This window comes from Pontibacter locisalis, from assembly GCF_042684605.1.
In the GTDB taxonomy this organism is placed as follows: domain Bacteria; phylum Bacteroidota; class Bacteroidia; order Cytophagales; family Hymenobacteraceae; genus Pontibacter; species Pontibacter locisalis.
In genome coordinates this window covers 19,229-41,325 of the sequence record NZ_JBHULU010000012.1, presented here as the reverse complement: position 1 = coordinate 41,325, position 22,097 = coordinate 19,229, and the positions used below count along the sequence as shown (strand labels likewise).

18 protein-coding genes are annotated in these 22,097 nt (G+C 45.4%); 8 read left to right on the top strand and 10 right to left on the bottom strand.

What is annotated here, in order from left to right; translation table 11 throughout:
* Window positions 1–65: 65 nt before the first annotated feature.
* Window positions 66–1,466 carry an alanine/glycine:cation symporter family protein gene (locus tag ACFSRY_RS08240; protein WP_377505245.1) on the bottom strand — a complete coding sequence of 467 codons (1,401 nt, stop codon included), beginning with the start codon at window positions 1,464–1,466 and terminating at the stop codon, window positions 66–68.
* Between the two features lie 145 nt (window positions 1,467–1,611).
* Here ACFSRY_RS08240 and ACFSRY_RS08235 point away from each other — a divergent pair, with 145 nt between their 5' ends.
* The 3 genes from ACFSRY_RS08235 (at window position 1,612) to ACFSRY_RS08225 (ending at window position 4,987) form a co-directional block, all read left to right on the top strand.
* The gene (locus tag ACFSRY_RS08235; protein WP_377505241.1) at window positions 1,612–2,886 is read left to right on the top strand and encodes a cation:proton antiporter; all 1,275 of its coding nucleotides are present in this window, start codon (window positions 1,612–1,614) and stop codon (window positions 2,884–2,886) included.
* Between the two features lie 53 nt (window positions 2,887–2,939).
* The gene (locus ACFSRY_RS08230) at window positions 2,940–3,527 is read left to right on the top strand and encodes an alpha-ketoglutarate-dependent dioxygenase AlkB family protein (protein ID WP_377505238.1); all 588 of its coding nucleotides are present in this window, start codon (window positions 2,940–2,942) and stop codon (window positions 3,525–3,527) included.
* A gap of 68 nt (window positions 3,528–3,595) precedes the next feature.
* Entirely contained in the window at window positions 3,596–4,987 is a 1,392-nt protein-coding gene (locus ACFSRY_RS08225) for an FAD-dependent oxidoreductase (RefSeq protein ID WP_377505235.1), read from the top strand.
* 18 nt (window positions 4,988–5,005) lie between these two features.
* Here the strand turns inward: ACFSRY_RS08225 and ACFSRY_RS08220 are convergent, their stop codons facing one another.
* Entirely contained in the window at window positions 5,006–5,671 is a 666-nt protein-coding gene (locus ACFSRY_RS08220) for an IPT/TIG domain-containing protein (protein WP_377505232.1), read from the bottom strand.
* 22 nt (window positions 5,672–5,693) lie between these two features.
* Window positions 5,694–6,974, bottom strand: a complete 1,281-nt coding sequence (locus ACFSRY_RS08215; protein WP_377505229.1) for an outer membrane beta-barrel protein — start codon at window positions 6,972–6,974, stop codon at window positions 5,694–5,696.
* A 273-nt stretch (window positions 6,975–7,247) separates the two neighbouring features.
* Here ACFSRY_RS08215 and ACFSRY_RS08210 point away from each other — a divergent pair, with 273 nt between their 5' ends.
* Complete coding sequence (locus ACFSRY_RS08210; RefSeq protein ID WP_377505226.1) at window positions 7,248–7,742, top strand: DUF4168 domain-containing protein; 495 nt, start codon at window positions 7,248–7,250, stop codon at window positions 7,740–7,742.
* Between the two features lie 65 nt (window positions 7,743–7,807).
* On the opposite strand, the gene ACFSRY_RS08205 is transcribed toward ACFSRY_RS08210, so the two are convergent.
* Window positions 7,808–9,382 (bottom strand): hypothetical protein, encoded by a 1,575-nt coding sequence (locus ACFSRY_RS08205; protein WP_377505223.1) that lies wholly within the window; start codon window positions 9,380–9,382, stop codon window positions 7,808–7,810.
* Between the two features lie 198 nt (window positions 9,383–9,580).
* A complete protein-coding gene (gene asnS, locus ACFSRY_RS08200) occupies window positions 9,581–11,020 on the bottom strand; it encodes an asparagine--tRNA ligase (protein WP_377505220.1) in 1,440 nt (479 codons plus the stop codon).
* Between the two features lie 277 nt (window positions 11,021–11,297).
* On the opposite strand from asnS, the gene rpoN reads away from it, so the two are divergent.
* Window positions 11,298–12,734, top strand: coding sequence for an RNA polymerase factor sigma-54 (gene rpoN, locus ACFSRY_RS08195; RefSeq protein WP_377505217.1), 1,437 nt, complete (start codon window positions 11,298–11,300; stop codon window positions 12,732–12,734).
* 87 nt (window positions 12,735–12,821) lie between these two features.
* Entirely contained in the window at window positions 12,822–13,442 is a 621-nt protein-coding gene (locus ACFSRY_RS08190) for a hypothetical protein (RefSeq protein WP_377505214.1), read from the top strand.
* Window positions 13,443–13,494: 52 nt separating this feature from the next.
* Here the strand turns inward: ACFSRY_RS08190 and ACFSRY_RS08185 are convergent, their stop codons facing one another.
* Window positions 13,495–14,892, bottom strand: a complete 1,398-nt coding sequence (locus ACFSRY_RS08185; protein ID WP_377505211.1) for a T9SS type A sorting domain-containing protein — start codon at window positions 14,890–14,892, stop codon at window positions 13,495–13,497.
* Window positions 14,893–15,134: 242 nt separating this feature from the next.
* On the opposite strand from ACFSRY_RS08185, the gene ACFSRY_RS08180 reads away from it, so the two are divergent.
* On the top strand, window positions 15,135–15,917 hold the full coding sequence (locus ACFSRY_RS08180) for an enoyl-CoA hydratase-related protein (protein WP_377505208.1): 783 nt from the start codon (window positions 15,135–15,137) through the stop codon (window positions 15,915–15,917).
* Between the two features lie 85 nt (window positions 15,918–16,002).
* Here the strand turns inward: ACFSRY_RS08180 and ACFSRY_RS08175 are convergent, their stop codons facing one another.
* Together ACFSRY_RS08175 and ACFSRY_RS08170 are read right to left on the bottom strand one after the other, a co-directional pair.
* On the bottom strand, window positions 16,003–16,833 hold the full coding sequence (locus tag ACFSRY_RS08175) for a hypothetical protein (protein WP_377505205.1): 831 nt from the start codon (window positions 16,831–16,833) through the stop codon (window positions 16,003–16,005).
* A gap of 87 nt (window positions 16,834–16,920) precedes the next feature.
* The gene (locus ACFSRY_RS08170) at window positions 16,921–17,580 is read right to left on the bottom strand and encodes an ABC transporter ATP-binding protein (protein ID WP_377505202.1); all 660 of its coding nucleotides are present in this window, start codon (window positions 17,578–17,580) and stop codon (window positions 16,921–16,923) included.
* Between the two features lie 456 nt (window positions 17,581–18,036).
* Between ACFSRY_RS08170 and ACFSRY_RS08165 the strand changes: the two genes are divergently transcribed.
* Window positions 18,037–18,597, top strand: a complete 561-nt coding sequence (locus ACFSRY_RS08165) for a DUF4142 domain-containing protein (protein ID WP_377505199.1) — start codon at window positions 18,037–18,039, stop codon at window positions 18,595–18,597.
* A gap of 48 nt (window positions 18,598–18,645) precedes the next feature.
* Here ACFSRY_RS08165 and uvrA read toward each other — a convergent pair whose 3' ends face one another.
* Window positions 18,646–21,552 (bottom strand): excinuclease ABC subunit UvrA, encoded by a 2,907-nt coding sequence (gene uvrA / locus ACFSRY_RS08160; RefSeq protein WP_377505196.1) that lies wholly within the window; start codon window positions 21,550–21,552, stop codon window positions 18,646–18,648.
* Window positions 21,553–21,681: 129 nt separating this feature from the next.
* Window positions 21,682–22,065, bottom strand: coding sequence for a YidH family protein (locus tag ACFSRY_RS08155; RefSeq protein WP_377505193.1), 384 nt, complete (start codon window positions 22,063–22,065; stop codon window positions 21,682–21,684).
* Between the last annotated feature and the right edge of the window lie 32 nt (window positions 22,066–22,097).

Below are 22,097 nucleotides of genomic sequence, written 5' to 3'. Positions count from 1 at the left end.
TTGCCTCCGGACAAATATTTTATAAAACAGCAGGGCCAGCATAATTAAGTGCTGGCCCTGCTGTTTTATGCTTGTAATCTTTCTTTCTCTACCTGTTCCTCTCTGAACTCCCTCATTCTTCTGAAATAGTCCCGGGCAGCACGCATCACCTTCGGTGAAAGCAGCAAAGCAGAGACCATGGTCGGGATGGCCATCATGGCGTACATGCCATCGATAAGCGCAATAACAGCTGTAATAGAGGCTACAGCGCCAAAGACTATAGTGGCTACATAGAAGTAGTTATAGTAGTGTTTGTACTTTGCTCCGAATAGGAATCCGAAACACTTTGTACCATAGTAAGAGTAGGAGAAAAGAGACGTAAAAGCAAATATCAACACACAGACAACCAGCACGTAGCTCCCGATACCTGGCATAGAGGTGTTGAAAGCATGTGCTGTCATGCTAACACCATTGCCATCAGATGTCTGCCATGCGTTTGTAAGTATTATGGCCAGACCTGTAAGCGTACAAACTACCAGCGTGTCAATGAAAGGGCCCAGCATAGCTACCAGTCCCTCACGGATTGGCTCGTCGGTTTTGGCGGCCCCATGCATCATGGAGGCCGTGCCAATGCCTGCTTCATTAGAAAATGCAGCTCTGCGCGCACCAGCAATAATTATAGCGCCAACCGCACCACCTAAAACCGCATTTGCTGAAAAAGCATCCTCAAAAATAAGGGCAAAAGCTGCCGGAATGCTAACATAGTTCATGGCCATAATGTAGAATACCGCCAGCATATAAAGCACTACCATGCCAGGCACCATTTTACCTGCCACATGACCGATGCGCTTTATCCCTCCAAAAATCACCATGGAAGTTATTACAACCAGCGTAAGCCCTATTCCAAGATTCCAAAAGAAGGTATTGGTAGTGGCGATGCCATTTGGGATTAAGACTACCTCCCGGATTACCTGCGTCAGCTGATTTGCCTGAAAAATAGGGAGCGTACCAAATAAGCCTGCTATGGCAAAGAAAGCGGCCAGCGGCTTCCATTTCTTTCCTAAGCCCTCTGTTATCACATACATAGGTCCGCCTTCCAAATGCCCGACACTGTCTCTGCCGCGGTACATTACGGCCAGCGTACAGGTAAAGAACTTTGTGGCCATACCTACAAAGGCGCTTACCCACATCCAGAACAAAACGCCTGGTCCTCCCAAGGCTATAGCAACAGCTACTCCGCTGATATTACCCATACCAACTGTGGCAGCAAGAGCACTGGATAAAGCTTCAAAATGATTTATATCACCGGGGTCGTTAGGGTCATCATACTTGCCGCGCAGCACATTAATGGCGTGCCCAAGGTAGCGGAACGGCAAAAATCCAGAATACAGCATGAAAAAGAAACCGCCTCCCATTAAAAGGATGAGCAGAGGCATTCCCCATGCTGCGTTACTAAACGCAATAAAAAATTCTTCTAATGCTTTCAAAGCTATAAATATACTTACACGAAAGCTTAAAGATAGGCACAAAATGTAAATAAACGTATGGTAGCCTACGTACAAGGCTGCAAAGAACTGTAGCCTGTGTTACAGAGCATCTGAAATTCTGATTGTTTGAAGGATTAAATAAACTATGTCGACATATATTCTCGTGATTACGGTGGTAGGATTGGCAGCGCTTTCCATGGCGTGGGTGCCTTCTCTGCTTAAGCGTACTTTTATCTCATATCCTATTGTTTTTATGGTGCTGGGCATGCTGGTGTACCTGCTGCCTTACGAGTTGCCTCAGCCTGATCCTATCTGGCAGGAGGATTATGTGGTGCACCTGACAGAGCTGATCGTTATCATTTCCCTGATGGGCTCTGGCTTAAAGCTACGAAGAAAAGTAAGCTGGAAGAATTGGCAGGTACCTTTAAGGTTAGTAAGTATTACTATGTTGCTGTGCATTGCCTGCCTCGCAGTTTTAGGGTGGGGTGTATTAGGCTTAGCGCCAGCCGCAGCTGTACTTCTTGGAGCAGTGCTTGCACCAACAGACCCTGTTCTTGCGGAGCAGGTGCAGGTAGGGCCACCAAATGAAAAAGAAGAAGATGACGTGCGGTTTTCCCTGACAGCCGAGGCGGGTTTAAATGATGGTATGGCCTTCCCGTTTACATGGTTGGCGGTAGTTATTGCCGTTGCCGCTGGTACTGAAGGTGGCTGGTTCGGCGACTGGCTTTTACGCGATCTGTTGTATCGTATTGCAGCGGGAACTATAATGGGTTATTTGGTGGGACGTGGTTTGGCCTATCTGATCTTTCAGTTGCCCAAAAAAACCAGCTTTCCCAAAGCACAGGATGGCTTTCTTGCCTTGTCGGCAACATTGGTATCTTATGGCTTTACAGAACTAGTACATGGCTATGGCTTTATTGCCGTTTTTGTAACCGCCGTTACTATGAGCAGCTTTGAACCGGAGCATGAGTACCACGTTGAAATGCATGACTTTATTAACCAGGTGGAGCACATTCTTATGGTTATGCTCTTGTTGGTGTTTGGCGGTAGCCTGGTGTTTGGTCTGTTAAACTTCCTGACATGGCAGGGAGCCGTGGTTGGGCTTGTGTTCCTTTTCATTATCAGGCCGTTGGCAGGGCTGATCGGTATGTTGGGCATAAGCATGCCCTTTCATGAGAAAATAGCGATTAGTTTCTTTGGCATACGAGGCATCGGCTCTTTTTTTTACCTTTCTTTTGCGTTAGATAAAATTGATTTTGTAGATGCAAATCAACTTTGGTCAGTAGTGGGATTCATAGTAATGGTCTCTATTATTCTCCATGGCCTGACAGCCTCTAGAGCTATGAGGTACCTGGACTATCGTAGGAATCGCCGGGGCAAATTACAAGTGCCGGGGCCTGTAAAAAATGAGCCAAGCTAACAGCAAAATCGCTTCCTCTAAGCCAACTTTGTTACAACATTCGAGCTGATAAGATGCAGAAAACACAAAAGCTTTACATGCCTGATGCCGAGGTGTCTTATATTGCTCATTTTCTCTCAGGAGAAGAAAGTGACGCATATTTTCGAAAGTTGATGGAACAGGTAAGTTGGCAGCAGGAAAGCATAAAGCTGTTTGGTAAGCTACAGCCTATGCCGCGGTTAACGGCCTGGTATGGTGATAAAGGATACACTTATTCAGGGCTTCACAACAGGCCACAGCCGTGGCTGCCAGTGCTGCAGGAGTTAAAAAGGAAGGTGGAGCTGGCTAGCGGGCATACCTTTAACAGTGTATTACTAAACCTGTACCGTACGGGGCAGAACAGCATGGGCTGGCATTCTGATGATGAAGCGGCACTAGGGCAGGAGCCGGTTATTGCCAGCCTGAGTTTAGGAGGAGAAAGAAAGTTTCGGTTCAGACATAAAACCCGAAAAGATATCGAGCCGGTAAATGTTACCTTAAATCACGGTAGCCTTTTGCTGATGCAGGGGCCTACACAGCACCACTGGCTACACCAGGTTCCTAAAACGGCGCGGGCTGTGGAACCTCGCATTAACCTCACATTCCGGAATGTGAATGTTTAAAGCATTTGCCAATACGATTCGTAAACACTTATTTTACGTTAACAAGAAGCGAAGCACCTGACAAAACTATGAGCAAAAGAAAGAACATCGCCATTATGGGGGCTGGCCTGGTGGGCTCGCTGCTGTCTTTGTACCTGGCCAAACGTGGGCATAAGGTAGATCTGTATGAGCGCCGCCCTGACATGCGTAAGACAATCATAGATGGAGGACGTTCTATAAACCTGGCTCTTAGCGACCGCGGCTGGCGTGCTTTACGGGCTATTGGCATAGAAGAAGATGTTCGGAAGGTGGCTGTGCCCATGTATGGCCGTATGATGCACGATGAGCAGGGCAACCTGACTTACCAGCCTTATGGTAAAGAAGGGCAGGCCATATATTCTGTGTCCAGGGGAGGGCTAAACGTGGCGCTGATGAATCTTTCGGAGCCCAATGAAGACATAACCTATCATTTCAACCAGCAGGCATTGGATGTGAACCTGCGCACAAACGAAGTGCAACTGCGGAACATTGAAACGGACGCTGTTGAAACCATACAACCAGAACTGCTTTTTGGAGCTGACGGGGCTTTCTCTGTCGTGCGCGGTGCTATGCAGAAAACAGAACGCTTCAATTATGAGCAGAGTTACCTGGAGTATGGGTATAAAGAGCTTACTATTCCTCCTGCTGCAGGTGGGGAGTGGGTGCTGGAGAAGAACGCGCTGCACATTTGGCCCCGTGGCAGTTACATGATGATCGCTCTGCCAAATATTGATGGCAGTTTTACGTGCACTTTGTTTTTCCCTTACGAAGGAGAGCGTTCGTTCGCGGCTATAAAAAACGACACTGACCTGCTTAATTTCTTTTTGGAAGTTTTCCCGGATGCAGTGGCACTGATGCCAAACCTGGCAGAAGACTATTTTTCTAACCCAATAGGATCTTTGGTTACTGTCAAGTGCTTTCCGTGGAGTTACAATGGTAAGTCACTGTTGATAGGAGATGCAAGCCATGCTGTAGTTCCGTTTTATGGACAAGGTATGAATGCCGGTTTTGAGGATATAACTGTTCTGGACCGGATGCTGGATAAATTTGACGGAGAGAACTGGGAGGCGCTTTTTAAGGAGTTCGAGTCAAAGCGCAAACCAGATGCGGATGCCATTGCCGACTTGGCTGTCATGAACTTCTTTGAAATGCGCGATAAAGTTGCTGACCCGCGCTTCCTGCTTCGCAAAAAGATCGAGACTAAAATTTCTGAACAGTATCCAGACAAGTGGATTCCGCTTTACTCCATGGTTACCTTCTCTGACTTTCCATACTCTTACGCCATGGAAACAGGCAGAAAGCAAGACAAGATCATGAAGAAGGTAATGAAGCACATCCAAAGTATAGAAGATTATAACAAGCCTGAAGTACAGCAGCTACTCGAGGAGCAACTGGTGCACAAAGAAAAACTTAAGAAGTACCAGGTGCAGGAGGTGTTGTAGTACTCCTGCTACTTCAGCCTACTTGATTAGCGTAAAATCACTTGCTGAAGCAACTGACTTATCAACTACCTGTACGGTTATTTTAACTTGCGTTGTCTGTAAGTTGTATGGAACCATACAGACTAACGTATCAGGTGTTGCACTGATAACAGTAGCTGCGGTAGAGCCAAATAGCACCTTCAGCCGAGTTAGATCCTGAGTGAAATTTTGCCCGGTGATGGTTACATACTCATTGATGCGGGCTGTTGCAGGAGAAAAGCTGTTGAGCACAGGCGGTAAGCTTCCATTGCTGATGAAAGATACCAGTGGACCATATACAACATACTCTCCGCTACGCACATAAGCACGGACGTAGTGTGTCTTGCCCGCTTGCATGGCAAAGGTGGCTGTAGTGTTAAAAGTGTCGCCAGAAGCCTGCTTAGCACCCAAGGAAGCCCTGCTGGAATAATCTACAAAAACATAAGGCTTATCGCTCCATACAAAGCCATGATCTGTGATCGGAGCTGTACCCAGTGTTTTTATAGTACCTGTAAAAGTAGCGCCGGAATTATTTATGTCTGTTACTGCCTCGGTGTATACCCGTGGATATTCACGGGGTGAAATCTTCTCTTTTGTTTGGCAGAATGTCAGGAACAGTGGCAGTAAAAGAAAAAGAATTACGCGGGTAAATAATGTTCTATTCATAAGAAGTATAGATCTGAAACAATTAAAAATAGAAACCTGCAATGAGGCTAATAGTGCTGGATTTGCCGTCTAGTGTTCTGCCAACATTGTTCAATTGTGGCGGAGAGGCAATGTTCAAGCCCCTGTCGTACCTTAACTCAGAGAAAAGCGCTTGTCTAAAAAAGTTAAAGTTAGCTCCTACACCTCCAAACACTCCAGTATGTTGATTTTGCAGGAAAGTATCCGTATGCTCATTTGTTTCAACAGTTTTGTTCGTTTCGATTTCCTCTATCCTCAAAGATTTGCTGCTTAGCAAGAACCTGTTTGAAATCCCAATATTTACATAGGGCTGAACCAATCGTGCCGGGAAGGTGTAGCGAAATGCAGAATTAAACTTAAGTGAGGAGAGTTCTAATGAATAATCATTCCTGTTATAAGTGTTACCTGAATTAGATGTATGTTCAGAATAGCCGACAAAGTCATAAGACGAATAAAAGGCCTCTACTTGTAGCGAAAGGCGTTCTTTAAGTCTGGGAGAAGCTAGGTTCAGAACAAGTCCTGCAGAAGGAAAATACCTCTTGTTAAAGCTGGCGTTATGATAGTAGGCAAATTCAGGATAATCGGAGGAAAGAAAAATTGTTTCAGCGTTTGCAGCACCGGCAAAACCCGGTTTACCTATTAACCACCTTTTTTTTTCCTTAAATAGTATGCTTTCGCCAGGAGCAACACAGTTGTTGTAGTCACTAACTAGATTTACTAAACTTCGCTGTGATAAATATACCCTTTCTATCTTATCAAGCATACTGAGACAGTCGTTCATCAAGGTATTAAGGATGACAATGTGCTTATTAGAGCTTTTAAGGACTTTGATGTATTCGTTTGAGCCATTCACAACATTTTTATCTTCTACATAGCCCTCCTCTTTTTTATTACTAAGCTCCTGAAGTTGGCCAGAATCTTTTGCCACAAAGAAGCGGTCAGAGTACATATATAAGCTTAGCCTACCTTTTACCAACAGCTCAGCAAATACATCTTCATTATTTCCTGTATTAGTACTGATGGTCTTTACCTCAATGGCCTTATCATTATCAAATCCGTATGCGCTTACATTACTAGGAGAGTATTCTTTTAATTCCGCGTCTTCAACCTTCTTGAAAATACAGCTCTTATAAGAGCGATCGTTTTCACGGAATTTTATCAGCCCCTGTATGGTGTCTCCCGAAGCCTGAACAATATAACCTGGGCGATACTCTTGCGAAAAGGAGGGGCAAGAGAACAGGAGAAGGAGAAGAATAGTTAAAACAGGAAGTAAAGGTTTGTTCATAGGTTGAATATTATAGAGTTTAAATATAAGAGAAAAACTATTTATCCTCTGTTAATGATCTTCTTTTAATATTTAAAGGTTTGTGTTTCTAACTTTCTCCTATTTGTGGTGCTTTTTAGTTTTGCATCGTTTTGTTCGGTGTTTGTTGATCTATTAAAGCGGCGGAAAATTGCACAACTATTTGATGCTAATAAGGGTATAGGTTAATTAGTTCTAAATTGACCATGAACTAAGAGTATCATTTTTCACCTCTTAATTTTAATCCTGAACTTTATGAATTTGAGCAATAGAATAAAAGGAGCAGTAGCTGCTGCTTTTATGGTTGGAGTATTTTTTTCTGGCACAACAGCCAAAGCACAGCAAGTAACACCTCCTGTTCAACAGCAAACGCAGCAAAATTTCACTGATAAAGAGCTGAAGCAGTTTGCAGATGCCAGCACGCGACTGATGGACATACAGCGTAAAGGCGAGGAGAAAATGATGAAGATTCTCCAGGAAGAGAAGCTGGACGTAAACAAGTTTAACGAAATGGCGCAGGCCCACCAGCAAGGGAAACTAACCGACACACAGGCCACTCCCCAGGAAATGACAGCCTTCAATAAAGCAGCACAGCGCATGATGGAGATGCAGCCAGAACTACAGAAAGAAGTAGAGGTTGCCATACAAAAAGACGGAATGTCTTTGGATAAGTATGAGCAGATTATGGCTGCCTATCGTCAGGATCCTGCATTACAGGAGAGACTGAATAAAATGATGGACCAACAGTAGAAGCTACGATAGCACATAAACAGAGCGCCCCGCAAGAATTTGCGGGGCGTTCTGTTTATATCTAATTATTGAGGATTCTGTTGTGCCTGTGGTTTCTGCCCATGGGCAAACTCAACTATCCGGAAGGTCTTTGTTTTGCGGTCGTAGTAACCGTAGTGCAGCTTATCGCCATAGCGGTAAACCGTTTTTAATTCCGGCTCCGGCTTTAGGTCCTGCTCATACTTTTCAACCTTATCCTGCAGCACTACCTGCTCTTTATCCGTGTCTGCTGCTACTTTTGTCAGGTTATCAGCATCAAGCACAGATCTGAAGTAAGTACTTATTCCCGGGCCGGCAGGCACTCTGCTTCCCTGGTTAAAAGGGTCGTAGAAATAGCGACTGTAGTAAGGCGAGTTCAGGTAATAACTCGGAATATTATAAGCCGGTACCCAACGTCCGGGCAATAGCATCAGGCCGCGCGAAGTTTGCACATAACGATCTGGAGTTCGCACTAATCGGTTTCTGTCCTGGTCAAAGTTTCTTCGCTCTTCTGGTGCGCTATACGAGCCAATCGTAAGCTGTAGCGTACTGTCGGCATAGGTATCAACTGTAATTGCGGGTACACCGCTAGAGAGGTTTTTCATCACTTTAGATGTTTTCTCTATTACCGTGTTATCAGAAGAGAACAAAGCCCTGGCGCCACGCTGGTAAACAGGAGTAGATTTGATACTGATCTCCTCGTCTCCACTGTATGTATATTCCTTAACCGGCTTTAGCGTGTTAAAGTCGTAAGCAGTAAGCTTAAACTGGTCCTTCTCCATGTTCACACGGAAAAGTGTATTGTTATGCAGGAAAGAGTTAAAGCTTGGGGCTCTGCGCTGATCAATTGCAGGTAAGGTACGGTACTGCGTTGTGCCTTTGTCCCAATCCAGCGTTAGAATTTCTGTAGTGGTTTCGTCGCTGTCTTTGCCTTTCAGATAAAAGCCGTCAAAGATCATGTGGATCTTATCGCCACGTGAGTATATTTTACTGCGGTGGTGACCTGTAAATACATTGTGCTGTAGATCAGGGTGAACATAAATCATATCAGACTCACGGGCATAGCGGTCGCGGGTGCGGGGCATTTCCTCTGAAGCAAAAACCTTGTGCTCCAGGTGCGCCACATTCTCATCTGAATCGCGGTACAGGTGCATATTGCCATCTCTATCTGAATAAAGCATGTAAAAATGGTCTTCATCACCAAAGCCACCCACAAAATTTGTGTTTCGCTCTACATCAATCTGTACATCCTGAATGCTTCGGAAAGCGCCGGTCTCACGGTTGATGGCAAAAGGGCGCAGGTATTCACGACGGCCATTCGTATAGCGGCTGTAAAACACAAATTCATCATCAGTGACGCGGGTGCCTAATAACTGTGGCTCATCACTGAAGCGGTAAGGGATCTGGTGTTTGGCAATCTGTTTGCCTTCAGGTGAAATAACTGCAAAGTTCAGCTCTCCACGCTGGTAAAAGTAGATAACAACATTGCCCTTGTCATCGGCGAGGGTCACCAGGTCCTCCGCACGGTTCATAGGCAGTTCAATATTGGCAAACTCCTGCTGGGCATTGGCTGCAAATGCTGAGACACCAACTAAGAGCATGCTTAGGAATAGTTTACGCATAATTAATCTCCTGAAAATTTATACCTGACAAGGTGCAAAAACTTGGCCAAAGTATAATAAATAACAGGCAATGCATCAGAAAATTTAGTGTCACCGCTAGCCCCCACAGGCTGGCTCTGTCCTGAACAGTGGAAGGAGGAGGTAAAACAAAAGGCCCGGTGATTATGCCGGGCCTTTTTAATGTTGTGTTAGCTTTTATTAAAACTCTGCATTCTGCGGTGTTCTCGGGAAAGGAATCACATCTCTGATGTTGCCCATACCAGTCACAAACTGCACCACGCGCTCAAAGCCAAGACCAAAGCCTGCGTGCGGGCAGCCACCAAAACGGCGGGTATCCAGGAACCACCACATAGCCTCCGGCTCAATGCCAACGCTCTTCATACGCTCAACCAAAATATCCATACGTTCTTCACGTTGTGAACCTCCTACAATCTCACCAATACCCGGAGCAAGAATGTCCATGGCTGCAACGGTCTTACCATCGTCGTTCATACGCATGTAGAAAGCCTTAATATCTTTTGGATAATCCGTCACGATCACCGGCTTCTTAAAGTGCTTCTCCACCAGGTAGCGCTCATGCTCACTCTGCAGGTCAATGCCCCACTTCACGTCGTACTGGAACTTCTTCTTTTTGTAATGATTCGAGTTGAGCAGGATGTCGATTGCCTCGGTATAGGTAATACGCTCAAAGTCGTTATTTACTACTGACTCCAACTTCTCGATGAGCGTCATTTCCTGGCGCTCATTCTGTGGCTTGCTCTTGTCCTCTTCCGCCTGGCGCTGTGCAAGGAATTCCAGGTCCTCACGGTTGTTCTCCAGTGCATAGCGGATGATGTATTTGATAAACTCCTCAGCGAGGTCAGCGTTCATCTTCAGGTCGTAGAAAGCCATCTCCGGCTCTATCATCCAGAACTCTGCCAGGTGGCGCGTTGTGTTTGAGTTCTCGGCACGGAACGTTGGCCCGAACGTGTAGATGTCACTAAAAGCCATGGCTGCTACCTCGCCCTCCATCTGTCCGGAAACTGTCAGGTTTGTGGAGCGGCCGAAGAAATCTTCCTCAAAATTGATTTGTCCTTCTTCTGTGCGTGGCAGGTTGTCCAGGTCCAGTGTGGTTACACGGAACATTTCGCCAGCACCCTCAGCGTCAGAAGCGGTAATGATTGGCGTGTGCATATACACAAAGCCTTTCTCATTGAAAAACTTATGAACAGCAAAAGACAAAGTGTTACGAACACGGAAAACTGCGCCAAACGTATTGGTCCGGAAGCGCAGGTGAGCAATCTCACGCAAGAACTCGAGCGAGTGTGCCTTCTTCTGAAGCGGGTATGTTTCCGGGTCAGCTTTGCCTAACACTTCGATGCTTGTAGCCTGTACTTCGTAGGCCTGCCCTTTGCCCTGAGAGGCTACTAATTTACCAGTAACAGCAATGGCAGCACCAGTAGTTACATCCTTAAGTGTTTCCTCGTTGAACTTCTCGGCTTCAGCCACTACCTGCAAATTATTTATCGTTGAACCGTCGTTCACGGCGATAAAATTCACAAACTTATTCCCGCGCTTTGTGCGCACCCAGCCTTTCAGTAGAACCTCTTTGTCTACCTCGGCACCCTGTAGCAGATCTTTTACTTTTGTGCGTTGCATGTGTAATGGTTATTATTGCCTCTCCTGGTATTACAGTTTACTTGTAAAAGTATAAACTATAAAGAATAAGCAGCCTATCCTGTCCGTTCTTTTTATAGGTTTCAAGCGTTAAAGTGCCAGAAATTTATACCTCTTTCAGGTGAACCGTACTGTTCTGGTAAAGTGCTTTTCTGAAAATCCCTCAAAGTAACGATATTTTAACCTTTTTTGTAAATGCGAGTAAAATTATCCTAAATTTGGAAGTGCACAGAAGTGCATCAATTTTTCATTAGAAACTATGCAGCGACTCGATTTAAGACAACTTTTATCCCAGAAGCTATCGCCGCAGCAGATACAATTTATCAAGCTGCTGCAGATACCTACTGCTGAGTTGGAGATGCGCATAAAAGAAGAGCTGGAGATTAACCCTGCACTGGAGGAAGGGCGTGAAGAATCTTCGGAGGAATACAGCGACTCTGATGAGTATGAGGATGACTACGGGAAGGATGATGACATTGACATTAACGACTATCTCAACGATGATGAGATAAGCGGCTATAAAATGCAGGGTGATCGTGGCGGTGATGAGGAAGACAAGGAGATGCCGATTGCCATGACTTCCACGCTTACAGATTCATTGATGGACCAGCTGGGCTTTCTGGATCTTGACGACAGGCAGTTTGCCATTGGGATGCAGCTTATCGGCAGCATCGACCACGATGGCTACATTCGCCGTGATCTCAGCTCTATTGCAAATGATCTTGCTTTTTCCCAGAACATCGAAACTACGGAGGAGGAGATTGAGCAGGTGCTGCACATGATACAAACTTTTGATCCGGCAGGAATCGGTGCGCGCGACTTACCTGAGTGCCTGTTACTGCAACTGGTGCGGCGTGAGCAGGATTCTACAACAGTGCTGGCAGAACGTATCTTAAACGAAGCCTTCGACGAGTTTACCAAAAAGCATTACCAGAAGATACAGAGTAAGTTCAACGTATCAGAGGATGAGCTGAAAAAGGCTATAGATCTTATCATCAAACTGAACCCGAAACCGGGAGGAGCTGGGGCCAGCATGACACGCGTTCAGTACATCATCCCTGATTTTATCCTGAATAATAACAACGGAGAACTGGAGTTGTCTTTGAACTCTCGTAATGCTCCTGATCTGCGTATAAGCCGCTCTTATGCCGATATGTTTGATGCCTATGACAAATCAGACAAGAAGGATAAGAAGCTGAAGGAAACCGTAACGTTTGTAAAGCAGAAATTAGATGCGGCCAAGTGGTTCATAGATGCCATTCGCCAGCGGCAAAACACGCTGCTGCGAACGATGGAAGCCATCATAAAATACCAACATGATTTTTTCCTGGAGGGTGACGAAAGCGAGCTGCGGCCGATGATCCTGAAAGACATTGCCGAAGAGATCGGAATGGACATCAGTACTATCAGCCGGGTAGCTAACAGCAAAGCCGTGCAGACTGAATTTGGTATTTATCCACTCAAGTACTTTTTTTCAGAGGGTATTGCCACTGACTCCGGAGAGGATGCCAGTAGTCGGGAAGTGAAGCATATTCTGAAGGAGATAATCGATAATGAGAATAAGCGTAAACCACTCTCTGACGAAAAGATAGAGAAGTTGTTGAATGAGAAAGGGTATAATATTGCCCGTCGTACAGTAGCAAAGTACAGAGAGCAACTGAATATACCTGTGGCAAGGCTTAGGAAGGAACTGTAGCCTGTAAAATGAACTCTGGAATAAAATAAACTTCAGCAGGCGTTCATTGTTACAGCATTCATAATCATTAATTCACAAAACATACAAGTGAACCGTTCCCTGGCAATGGTGCTGTCAGTAGCTTTCCACCCGCTACTCCTGCCTACTTATTTATTTGCTTTTATTCTTTACTACATGCCGGCCTCCATGCTCACTTTTCCGATGCAAAGCCGGTGGGTGGTACTCAGCATGATTTTCCTTTCAACTTTTATGGTTCCTAGCATCGGCGCCTATTTCATGGTGCGCATGGGCCGCCTGGATTCCTTGGAGATGGAGCGACGTGAGCAACGAAGTCTACCCCTGCTTTTTACAGGTGTATGCTATGCCATAACCTCTTACCTGCTGTACCAGGAAGAAGTGTTTGATGCTGTTTTCTACTTTGTAATGGGCATTATTGCTGCTTCTGTGTTTGTAACCTACCTGGTGTCACTATTCTGGAAAATAAGTGCCCACAGTGTGGGTATGGGTGGCGCTTTAGGTATTCTGCTCACCCTAAACATGATTATGCCAGACGCCGGGATGTCTATGCCAATTGCTGTTGCCGTTGTTTTAACCGGGGCTGTGCTCTCTGCAAGGCTGGCGTTGCACGCCCACACGCCAGAGCAGGTATATGCCGGCTTTGGCTGCGGGCTGATGCTGGCCCTTGTAACTACTTATATAGCTCTATAAAAAAGGGCAGGCACTTTAAAGCGCCTGCCCTTTTTTATTTACTCTTCTTAAGTTATTGCTTCACAATTCTGCGAGTTATACTGCTGTTCCTGTCATCAGACAGTTTAACCAGGTATATGCCGCTTGGCAGGTTGCTGACATCCACAGTTGTGGCTGCTTTTAAGTTGTTCTGCTCATAGACTTTCTTACCCGTACTGCTATAGATATACAGGCTGCTATTGCGAACTTTAGTCGCATCTACAGATATGGTTAAAGCTTTCTGAACTGGGTTGGGGTATACTTCTGTTGCCAGTGCAAGTATTTCATCTGAAGCACCGGTGATTGTGATAGGGGCAAAGTTTGTATATACAAACCGCTCCGTGTTTACCCAAGCGTTTTCTGCAGGAGAGAGCTCCTGGTAAACTATCTGAGTAATGTCACCGTTGCTGTCTCTGGAAATAGTAGCTTTCTCTTCCGAGTCTGTTACCCACTCATTTGCATCGGCATCATATACTTCTTGTAAGCTCCTTACAATAGGCTCAAGAACATACTTTTCACCAGAGGTTAATTCAGTAGTAGTAAAGCGTAGAGAGGGAAGAAGGGTTGTGCCTTCAACATTATAGTTAGTTTCTATAGTGGTACGGGTGCTGTTTGCTGCATCGGTAATGTGCTGGTATTCAATTTTATACTTGTTCCATACGTTGGTAGAAGCATCTAGCTCCTCATAAAAGTAGCTGCTTCTTGTATAGGTACTGCCAACGTACGCAATGTCGGTTTCCTTTTCCTGTGCAACCCAGTTAGAACCTATACGTGCGTATGTCGTGATATTTGTTGGTCTGTTATCACTACTGTTGGCATACCCATAGGTAATTTTCTCATCTAACACCCAGCCTTGGGTCACACTTGGTGGTACGATAGAGTAAAACTCAGAAACAGTTTCAGTAATCCTGTCGCCTGAGCGGGTATGGGTGCTACGGGTTCCCTGCATCAACAACCAGGCTCCGTTTTCCCAGTTATAAATTCCAAAGCTGCTTAGCTGCTCACCCTCAAAAGCAAAGGTTATTTTCATAGAATTTACCCATGCATTGTTATTCCACTGCTTAAGCACCAGGTCAGTGGCTACACCCTGGTTGTTGTAAGAATAAATGTACTGAGCCTGGTTAACATTTGCGGGTAATTCTACAACAGTAGCGGTTTCCACTAAGCCGTTGGTATTATAGGTGTACGATGTTCTTGTTTTATCGTCCCATTGGTCATTTTCACCCCACAAACTGTATGTCTCTGTTTGCGCAACACGTATTGTTTGACTTGTTGCAAACCGGGAACTTTCTGTAGCTAAAAGCTTTTTATTACGCTCTAAAACAGCCTTGAAAAACGGGTTCTGAAGAGAGGTTGACAGGTCTTGTGCCTGAAGTGTTGGGCACAGCAGAAATGCTGCTGCGAACAGCAGAAGTGTAAAAATTTTTCTCATAGTAATATATAGTTTTAGGTTTTGTTGCTTACTGAGCTATAGCGGGTATAGCAGGTAATAAGTATTTGGGCGCGAAGTAATAGGCGGTAAAGATACATAGGAGAGATGTGAAGTTGCTAGTATATATCAATAATTTATTTAAAAAGTAATAAACACAGGGTGTAGCACACGTAATCTAATCTGCTTCTTGTCAATAGCCCTTGATTTCTTAACTTTGATAATCATACAAAAACTGAAAAAGCATGACCTACGAGTGTTTACTATATGATGTGCAGGATGGTATTGCTACCATCACTTTAAACAGGCCTGATGTATTCAATGCCTTCAACGATCAGCAGAGCTATGACTTACAGGATGCTCTAAAGCAGGTAAGTCGTGATGAGAATGTGCGGGTGGTAGTGCTTACCGGTGCTGGTAAGGCCTTTTGCTCCGGACAGGATCTGAAAGCAATAGCCAGTGCCAGTAAAAGAGACCTTTCTGAATCTCTGGAAAAGCGCTATAATCCAATCATTCGCGCTATGCGTAATCTGCCAAAGCCTATCATCTGTAAGTTGAATGGTGTGGCAGCAGGGGCTGGTTGTTCTCTGGCGCTAGCCTGCGATATGGTAGTAGCTTCTACGGTAGCAAGTATGATTGAAGTATTTGTAAATGTAGGCCTGGTGCTTGATTCCGGATCTTCTTTCTTCCTGCCACGGGTGGTGGGCTCTCTGAAAGCTTTTGAACTTAGCACACTTGGCTCTAAAGTGTCAGCTGAGGAAGCATTGCAGTTAGGAATGGTAAACAAAGTTGTAGCGCCAGAAGAGTTAGACGATGCAGTGACCGAGCTTGCTGCCCGTTATGCTGCTGGCCCAACCAAGGCCATCGGGCTGATGAAAAAGATGCTCAACAAGTCTTTTAACTCTTCTTTGGATGAGATGTTGGATTACGAAGCCTACTGCCAGAAAATAGCAGGCAACTCTGAAGATTATAAGGAAGGTGTAACCGCATTTAATGAAAAGCGCAAACCGCAATTTAAGGGGGCTTAACAGCTACATAAGTAATTGATAACAGAAGGGGCTGCCGGAATAACATACCGGCAGCCCCTTCTGCTTTTATATGTATTACAGCTTTCTATAGCCGTATAATTTTAGTCCTTCTGCCATTCAGCGTTACCTCTGCAATGTTATCACAAGGCTCACCACCAGTTGGGTCATAATTTAGCCTCAAGGTATGGCCATTTTCATTTTTGATCAGGATTATGCCTGAAACGAAATGACGGGCACAGCCTACAGCAAGCACTCTCTTAAGAGGCTGCTCCGTAACGCTTGTATAAGCAACTCCTCTACGGTTTACCCCGGCAGCACGACTGTTTAACAGATATATATCATCCGTCATTTGAGGGGTGTCTCCTCCGGCAATACGTTCAATTACACGCTCCGCTCTCCAGGTTATAGTTCCTCCGGGAGTTGCTATACTGGCATCAAGAACAACAACATTCTTTTTGTTTCGGCTAACATACGTTACAGTGCGTGTACCAGTGATTCGCATATCATTTACATAATAGTCAACAAGTGTGGTGATCACTTTAGAGCCCTCCTGGTGCGGACGACCTTCAAACTTTGAAACAATTTTACCTCGTCGTGATTTACCGTCGCGGCAGAGGCAGTTTGTTGTTCCAAAATCTATGGTTACGGTGCGGGTGTCGCTGTTGTAGGTACGGGTTGCACAATCTGGTAGACTTTCAGGGGCCGCTACACGTCCGTTTAGTTGTGGTTCAGCACTTATAACATCCTCAACAAACTCATCCACACTTGCCATTTCAAGATCAGCGATGGCATTCGCCTCTGCCGACTCAACATCAATGCTCTCCTGTACATCTTCTTCTTTTTGACAGGCGGTAAAAGCCAGCGTACTGCCTAGCAGTAGCATGAGTGGCAGTTGTTTTGAAATGTGGATTTTCATGTTTTCTGGTTAAGGTTACACTGCTTAGATAAGCGTTACACTAAAAGGTTAAATCCTATATATAAAATATTTAACAACCTCAGGTGCCTAGAATGAATAACCTACTGATAACTTGAGCTGTGGCAGTGGAACAACAGAAAATATGGCATCTCTGTCTTGCATAAGGTGATGACCATAAATGTTATCTACCAGCAACTCTTCAGCACCGGTTGCCCTGGCATATTTTGCCCTGCCTCCCAACGAGCCGGCCACTTCCATTGTAAAATGGTCGTCCAGTAACAACTGCCAGCCCAGCTGATAGCTCAGGTCCATTGAGTTCTGGTAAAGCCTGCCAATGCTTCTGGAGGCGTCGGTTACTCCTAATGCATCTTTTTCAAACACCAAAAATCTATACCCAAACAAAGGGCCATGGAAGAACCCAAATGGAGCCTTTTGTTTTTTAGTAGTGTAGTGGCGCTGGCTCATCCTAATGCTTACGCCATTTACACGTTTCCCATCCAACGCTGTATAGGAACCATCTTCTTTCAGGAAGGCCCTGTACACATAACCAATACCGTATTCATTACTCACTTTAGCCACACGTAGTTTTTCATAAGATAAACGGACTTCTCCAATCAGTAGTGGCTGCAGCTTAAGGATCAAATCGTGGGCGGCATCTATAACTGTGTCAGGCTCTACCTCTTCCCAGCTTTCTTCCTGCGCCTTTACATTTCCTGCACACAGGAACAGCATTAGCAGTGTTATCATCCATACATGTTTTTTAGCTTTCATCATAGAAGGGTAGACTTAAATAGGTGAATAGTAAGGTTGAAGTAAAGGCTGTAAAATACTGCAAGTTTGGTTTTCAGGGGTGTGGTATGTATGTGGTGCGTAGCATTAACGTTTGGCAAAGTAATAAGAATGCAAAAAGAGGCATTCCTTACCCATGTGTTGCTCAGGCGTAAATGTAGCAAGCTAAAAATAATCATTAATATTTAACTAATAAAAAACTAAGAAGGGAAAAGCATCAACAGGTCTGGTATTAGGCGCGCTATTTTTCAGTGTGGTTTCTTGTAACCAGGAACAGGTGCTGTTGAAGAGGCTCAGGAAACAAATGAGATGGTGAAGAACAAATAGCTGAGGCGCTGACACATTATCTAAAACATATACGAGCATCTGTAAGTACCTATACTTGCAGATGCTTTTTATTTAAATACTATGACTATGAAGAGATACATTCTTTTTTTTGCGGCAGGGGTAGCTTTCTTTCTGACAGGCTGTGACTCAGAAGATAGCGTTGAACTAGCCAAAGAGCAAAGCGTGCAGCAGTTCGAAGCTGTCGGCATAGAGAATATGGAAAACGATGCGCTTTTTGCCGCGGAGGCTGCCAGTGCCAACATGCTGCTGGTGCAGCTAAGCGAAGCAGCCATAAACCGCGGTGTAAGTCCGGAGGTAAAGAACTTTGCGCAACGTTCCGAAAACACACACCGGCAGATGAACAATGAACTGCAGGAGGTGGCTAGCCAGACAAATATTGTGCTTCCTCAGACGCTTGGTAAGGCTGATCAAGAAACTTACAACGACCTGATGGAAAAAGAGGGTATTTCTTTTGATGTAGAGTTTATACGAATCATGCGCGAGCAGCACAAAGACCTGCTGAGAAGATACGATGATATGGCAGAGAATGGCAACAGTATGGAGATAAAGCAGTTTGCTTCGAGGCAGCTACCCCTGCTGCGGCAGCATGAGGAAGCCACAGAAAGGCTAGAAGAGAAAATAGATTGATAAAAACGATAGCTGCTATACTTCAAGCAGCTATCGTTTTTATGATAGCTAATCCTGGCCGTTTTCGTGGTAGTGGCTCGTTGTCAGCTCCTCTTTCAGGAAACGGGCCGTATAGCCTTTCCCTGACTTAGCCACTTCTTCCGGAGTGCCTTTGGCTACAATGGTTCCACCACCTTCACCACCTTCCGGACCAATATCAATTATATAATCTGCTATTTTAATCAGATCCAGGTTGTGCTCGATTATAAGCACTGTATTGCCTTTGTCGGTTAGCTTGTGAAGTACTTCTGTCAGGTGCTCAATGTCCTGGAAGTGCAGACCTGTGGTTGGCTCATCTAAGATATAAAGGGTTTGGCCCGTATCTTTTTTTGATAACTCTGTGGCCAGCTTTACCCGTTGCGCCTCTCCACCAGAGAGAGTCGTAGCCTGCTGGCCAAGTGTAATATAGCCTAGGCCAACTTCATTCAGCGTCTGGATTTTGCGCAGAATTCGGGGCTGGCTGTCAAAGAAGTCTACAGCCTGTTCCACGGTCATGTCCAGTACGTCTGTGATGCTCTTGCCTTTAAAGCGAACTTCCAGCGTCTCACGGTTGTAGCGCTTGCCCTTGCATACTTCGCACGGTACGTAAACATCCGGAAGGAAATTCATTTCAATGGTTCGCATGCCAGCTCCCTGACACGCTTCGCAGCGTCCGCCTTTCACATTAAAAGAGAACCGGCCTGGGGAATAGCCCCTGATCTTTGCCTCCGGCAGCTGTGCAAACAAACTTCGGATATCAGTAAACACACCTGTATAGGTTGCCGGGTTTGAACGTGGTGTACGGCCAATTGGCGACTGATCTACTTCTATCACCTTGTCAATATGCTCCAGACCTTTTATGTTCTTATATGGAAGCGGCTCTCGTTTTGCCCGGAAGAAGTGCGTGTTCAGGATAGGGTAAAGCGTATCATGAATCAGCGAAGATTTACCACTGCCCGACACTCCCGTGACACAGATCATTTTACCCAGTGGCAGCTCCAGCGTTACATTCTTCAGATTATGACCTGTGGCACCTGACAATATCAACTTCTCACCGTTGCCCGGGCGTTTGATGCGTGGTATTTTTATGCCACGGCGGTTGCTAAGAAAATCTGCAGTTGTAGTTCCTGCCTTTAGCATCTGATCAGGGGTGCCGGCTGTAACCACCTGCCCACCATGGATACCAGCGCCAGGACCAATGTCCACTACATAATCTGCCTGCATGATCATGTCTTTGTCGTGCTCCACAACAATAATGGAGTTGCCAAGGTCCCGGAGATCCTTTAAGGCATTGATCAGGCGCTCGTTGTCGCGCTGGTGCAGGCCTATACTTGGCTCATCCATGATGTACAGCACGCCCACCAGCTGCGTACCAATCTGGGTAGCTAACCGTATTCGCTGGCTTTCTCCTCCTGACAGCGTTCTTACCGGGCGGTGCAGGCTCAGGTAGTCCAAGCCAACATCTAATAAGAAACCAATTCGTTTGCGAATCTCTTTCAGAAGCTCCCGGGCAATTACATTCTGCCGTTCGCTTATTCTATCCTCAAGTCCATTAAACCAGTTGGCCAGCTTGTTTATATCCAGTACCGACAGCTCTCCAATGTTCTTGCCATCGATCTTAAAGTGAAGGGATTCCTTCTTAAGCCTGTAACCATCACATTCCGGACAGGTGCTTGTCTGGGTAAAGTCCTCCACCCACGAGCGGATGTTATCAGAATCGGATTCCATCTGACCTTTCAGGAAGTTAATGATCCCTTCGAACTCGACTACATAATTGCCCTTTTTGGTATTAACCTCCAGATCCTCTTCCAAACCATAGAGCAACACCTTCAAGATATCTTCTGGCAGGTCCTTGATAGGTGTAGAAACAGAAACCTTGAAGTGCTTGAATAAGGCCTCTATCTGCTTAAAGATCCAGATGTCGCGGTACTCGCCAAGCGGAGCAATTCCCCCGCGGCGTATACTCAGGCTCTTGTCCGGAATCACAGATTCTTCTGTTATCTCTTGTATTTCCCCTAAACCGTTGCAAACAGGGCAGGCACCATACGGAGAGTTGAATGAAAAGGAGTTCGGCGCCGGGTCATCATAAGCGATGCCAGTCGCTGGATCCATCAGGTGGCGTGAGAAGAAGTGTGTCTTTTCAGTATCTGCATCAAGAATAAGCACTGTGCCTTTACCGTGTGTCAGTGCATTTTGAATGGAACTGGACAGGCGGAAGCGATCTTCTTCTTTCACTACAATCTTATCGATCACAATCTCAATATCGTGGATCTTGTAGCGGTCTACCTGCATTTTAGGCGTAATCTCCAACATTTCCCCATCTACCCGGGCTCTGATAAAGCCCATCTTACGGATTTGCTGAAAGAGTTCGCGGTAATGCCCTTTACGACCTTTTACAACGGGCGCCAGCACTACAATACGCTTGCCGTCAAAGTTTTCCAGAATATGGTTAACAATCTGCTCATCACTCTGGCGAACCATTTTCTCACCGGTCACATAGCTGAAAGCCTCGGCAGTACGCGCCCAAAGCAGACGCATAAAGTCATAGATTTCAGTGATAGTGCCCACCGTAGAGCGTGGGTTGCGGCTGGTGGTTTTCTGCTCAATAGATATTACCGGCGAAAGCCCTTCGATTTTATCAACGTCAGGTCTTTCCAGTCCACCCATAAAAGAGCGGGCATAGGCCGAAAACGTTTCCATGTAGCGGCGCTGTCCTTCGGCGTAAATAGTATCAAAAGCCAGGGATGACTTGCCTGAGCCACTGATTCCGGTAAAAACTACCAGCTTATAGCGCGGCAGCTTGATAGAAATATTCTTGAGGTTATGTTCGCGGGCACCGTATACTTCAATCTGCTGTGCGTCACCGTTTTCGGTAGAGGCCTGTGAGCCGATTGCTGTGCCTGTTACAGCAGTTTGTTGCTCTTGGTTGAAATCCATTCAGGATAAGTGGTTTTTAAATAGCAAAGTTAAAAAAATATCAGCGCTTGGCAGAGCCAATACGCTAACCCTTTTTAACAGAAAAGAGCTGTAATTGGTTTAGCCTGAATAAAGTTTGTTAGAAGGGAGTTAATCTGTATTTCCGTAGCGGGATGCTTCTTTTTCATGTAACTCTGCATGGTGGTGGCTGGTGTGCTCTATGCTTTTGTGATGGCCTTCAATCAATCTTTGCTTTTTTCGATATCTTAAAAAACTATAAATTGCCAGTATAGCGCCAATGGGTAGCAACGTGGCCCCAATCAGTTCAAGGTACAGATCATCAGAAAACTTGACAGCGGCAAAGCCTCCGGCAATAATAGTTATAGAAGTGCGCAGGTAAGCCATCAGTGTCCGCTCGTTGGCAAAAATAGTTCGCTGCATTGCCATTTGGTCACGTATTTCTGCGTTCTTCTTCTCCTGTACCTTCAGCTTTTTCTTTAGCTTTTTTATTTTTTCCTTATCCTCATCAAGCATAGCCTTTCCTTTGAAAAAATATACGGCCTGTA

What these genes read in the sequence shown, in the direction of transcription:
- ACFSRY_RS08235 (WP_377505241.1), top strand. Translation starts at nt 1,612, where the DNA reads ATGTCGACATATATTCTCGTGATTACGGTGGTAGGATTGGCAGCGCTT.
- ACFSRY_RS08230 (WP_377505238.1), top strand. Translation starts at nt 2,940, where the DNA reads ATGCAGAAAACACAAAAGCTTTACATGCCTGATGCCGAGGTGTCTTAT.
- ACFSRY_RS08225 (WP_377505235.1), top strand. Translation starts at nt 3,596, where the DNA reads ATGAGCAAAAGAAAGAACATCGCCATTATGGGGGCTGGCCTGGTGGGC.
- ACFSRY_RS08220 (WP_377505232.1), bottom strand. Translation starts at nt 5,671, where the DNA reads ATGAATAGAACATTATTTACCCGCGTAATTCTTTTTCTTTTACTGCCA.
- ACFSRY_RS08215 (WP_377505229.1), bottom strand. Translation starts at nt 6,974, where the DNA reads ATGAACAAACCTTTACTTCCTGTTTTAACTATTCTTCTCCTTCTCCTG.
- ACFSRY_RS08210 (WP_377505226.1), top strand. Translation starts at nt 7,248, where the DNA reads ATGAATTTGAGCAATAGAATAAAAGGAGCAGTAGCTGCTGCTTTTATG.
- ACFSRY_RS08205 (WP_377505223.1), bottom strand. Translation starts at nt 9,382, where the DNA reads ATGCGTAAACTATTCCTAAGCATGCTCTTAGTTGGTGTCTCAGCATTT.
- asnS (WP_377505220.1), bottom strand. Translation starts at nt 11,020, where the DNA reads ATGCAACGCACAAAAGTAAAAGATCTGCTACAGGGTGCCGAGGTAGAC.
- rpoN (WP_377505217.1), top strand. Translation starts at nt 11,298, where the DNA reads ATGCAGCGACTCGATTTAAGACAACTTTTATCCCAGAAGCTATCGCCG.
- ACFSRY_RS08185 (WP_377505211.1), bottom strand. Translation starts at nt 14,892, where the DNA reads ATGAGAAAAATTTTTACACTTCTGCTGTTCGCAGCAGCATTTCTGCTG.
- ACFSRY_RS08180 (WP_377505208.1), top strand. Translation starts at nt 15,135, where the DNA reads ATGACCTACGAGTGTTTACTATATGATGTGCAGGATGGTATTGCTACC.
- ACFSRY_RS08175 (WP_377505205.1), bottom strand. Translation starts at nt 16,833, where the DNA reads ATGAAAATCCACATTTCAAAACAACTGCCACTCATGCTACTGCTAGGC.
- ACFSRY_RS08170 (WP_377505202.1), bottom strand. Translation starts at nt 17,580, where the DNA reads ATGATAACACTGCTAATGCTGTTCCTGTGTGCAGGAAATGTAAAGGCG.
- ACFSRY_RS08165 (WP_377505199.1), top strand. Translation starts at nt 18,037, where the DNA reads ATGAAGAGATACATTCTTTTTTTTGCGGCAGGGGTAGCTTTCTTTCTG.
- uvrA (WP_377505196.1), bottom strand. Translation starts at nt 21,552, where the DNA reads ATGGATTTCAACCAAGAGCAACAAACTGCTGTAACAGGCACAGCAATC.
- ACFSRY_RS08155 (WP_377505193.1), bottom strand. Translation starts at nt 22,065, where the DNA reads ATGCTTGATGAGGATAAGGAAAAAATAAAAAAGCTAAAGAAAAAGCTG.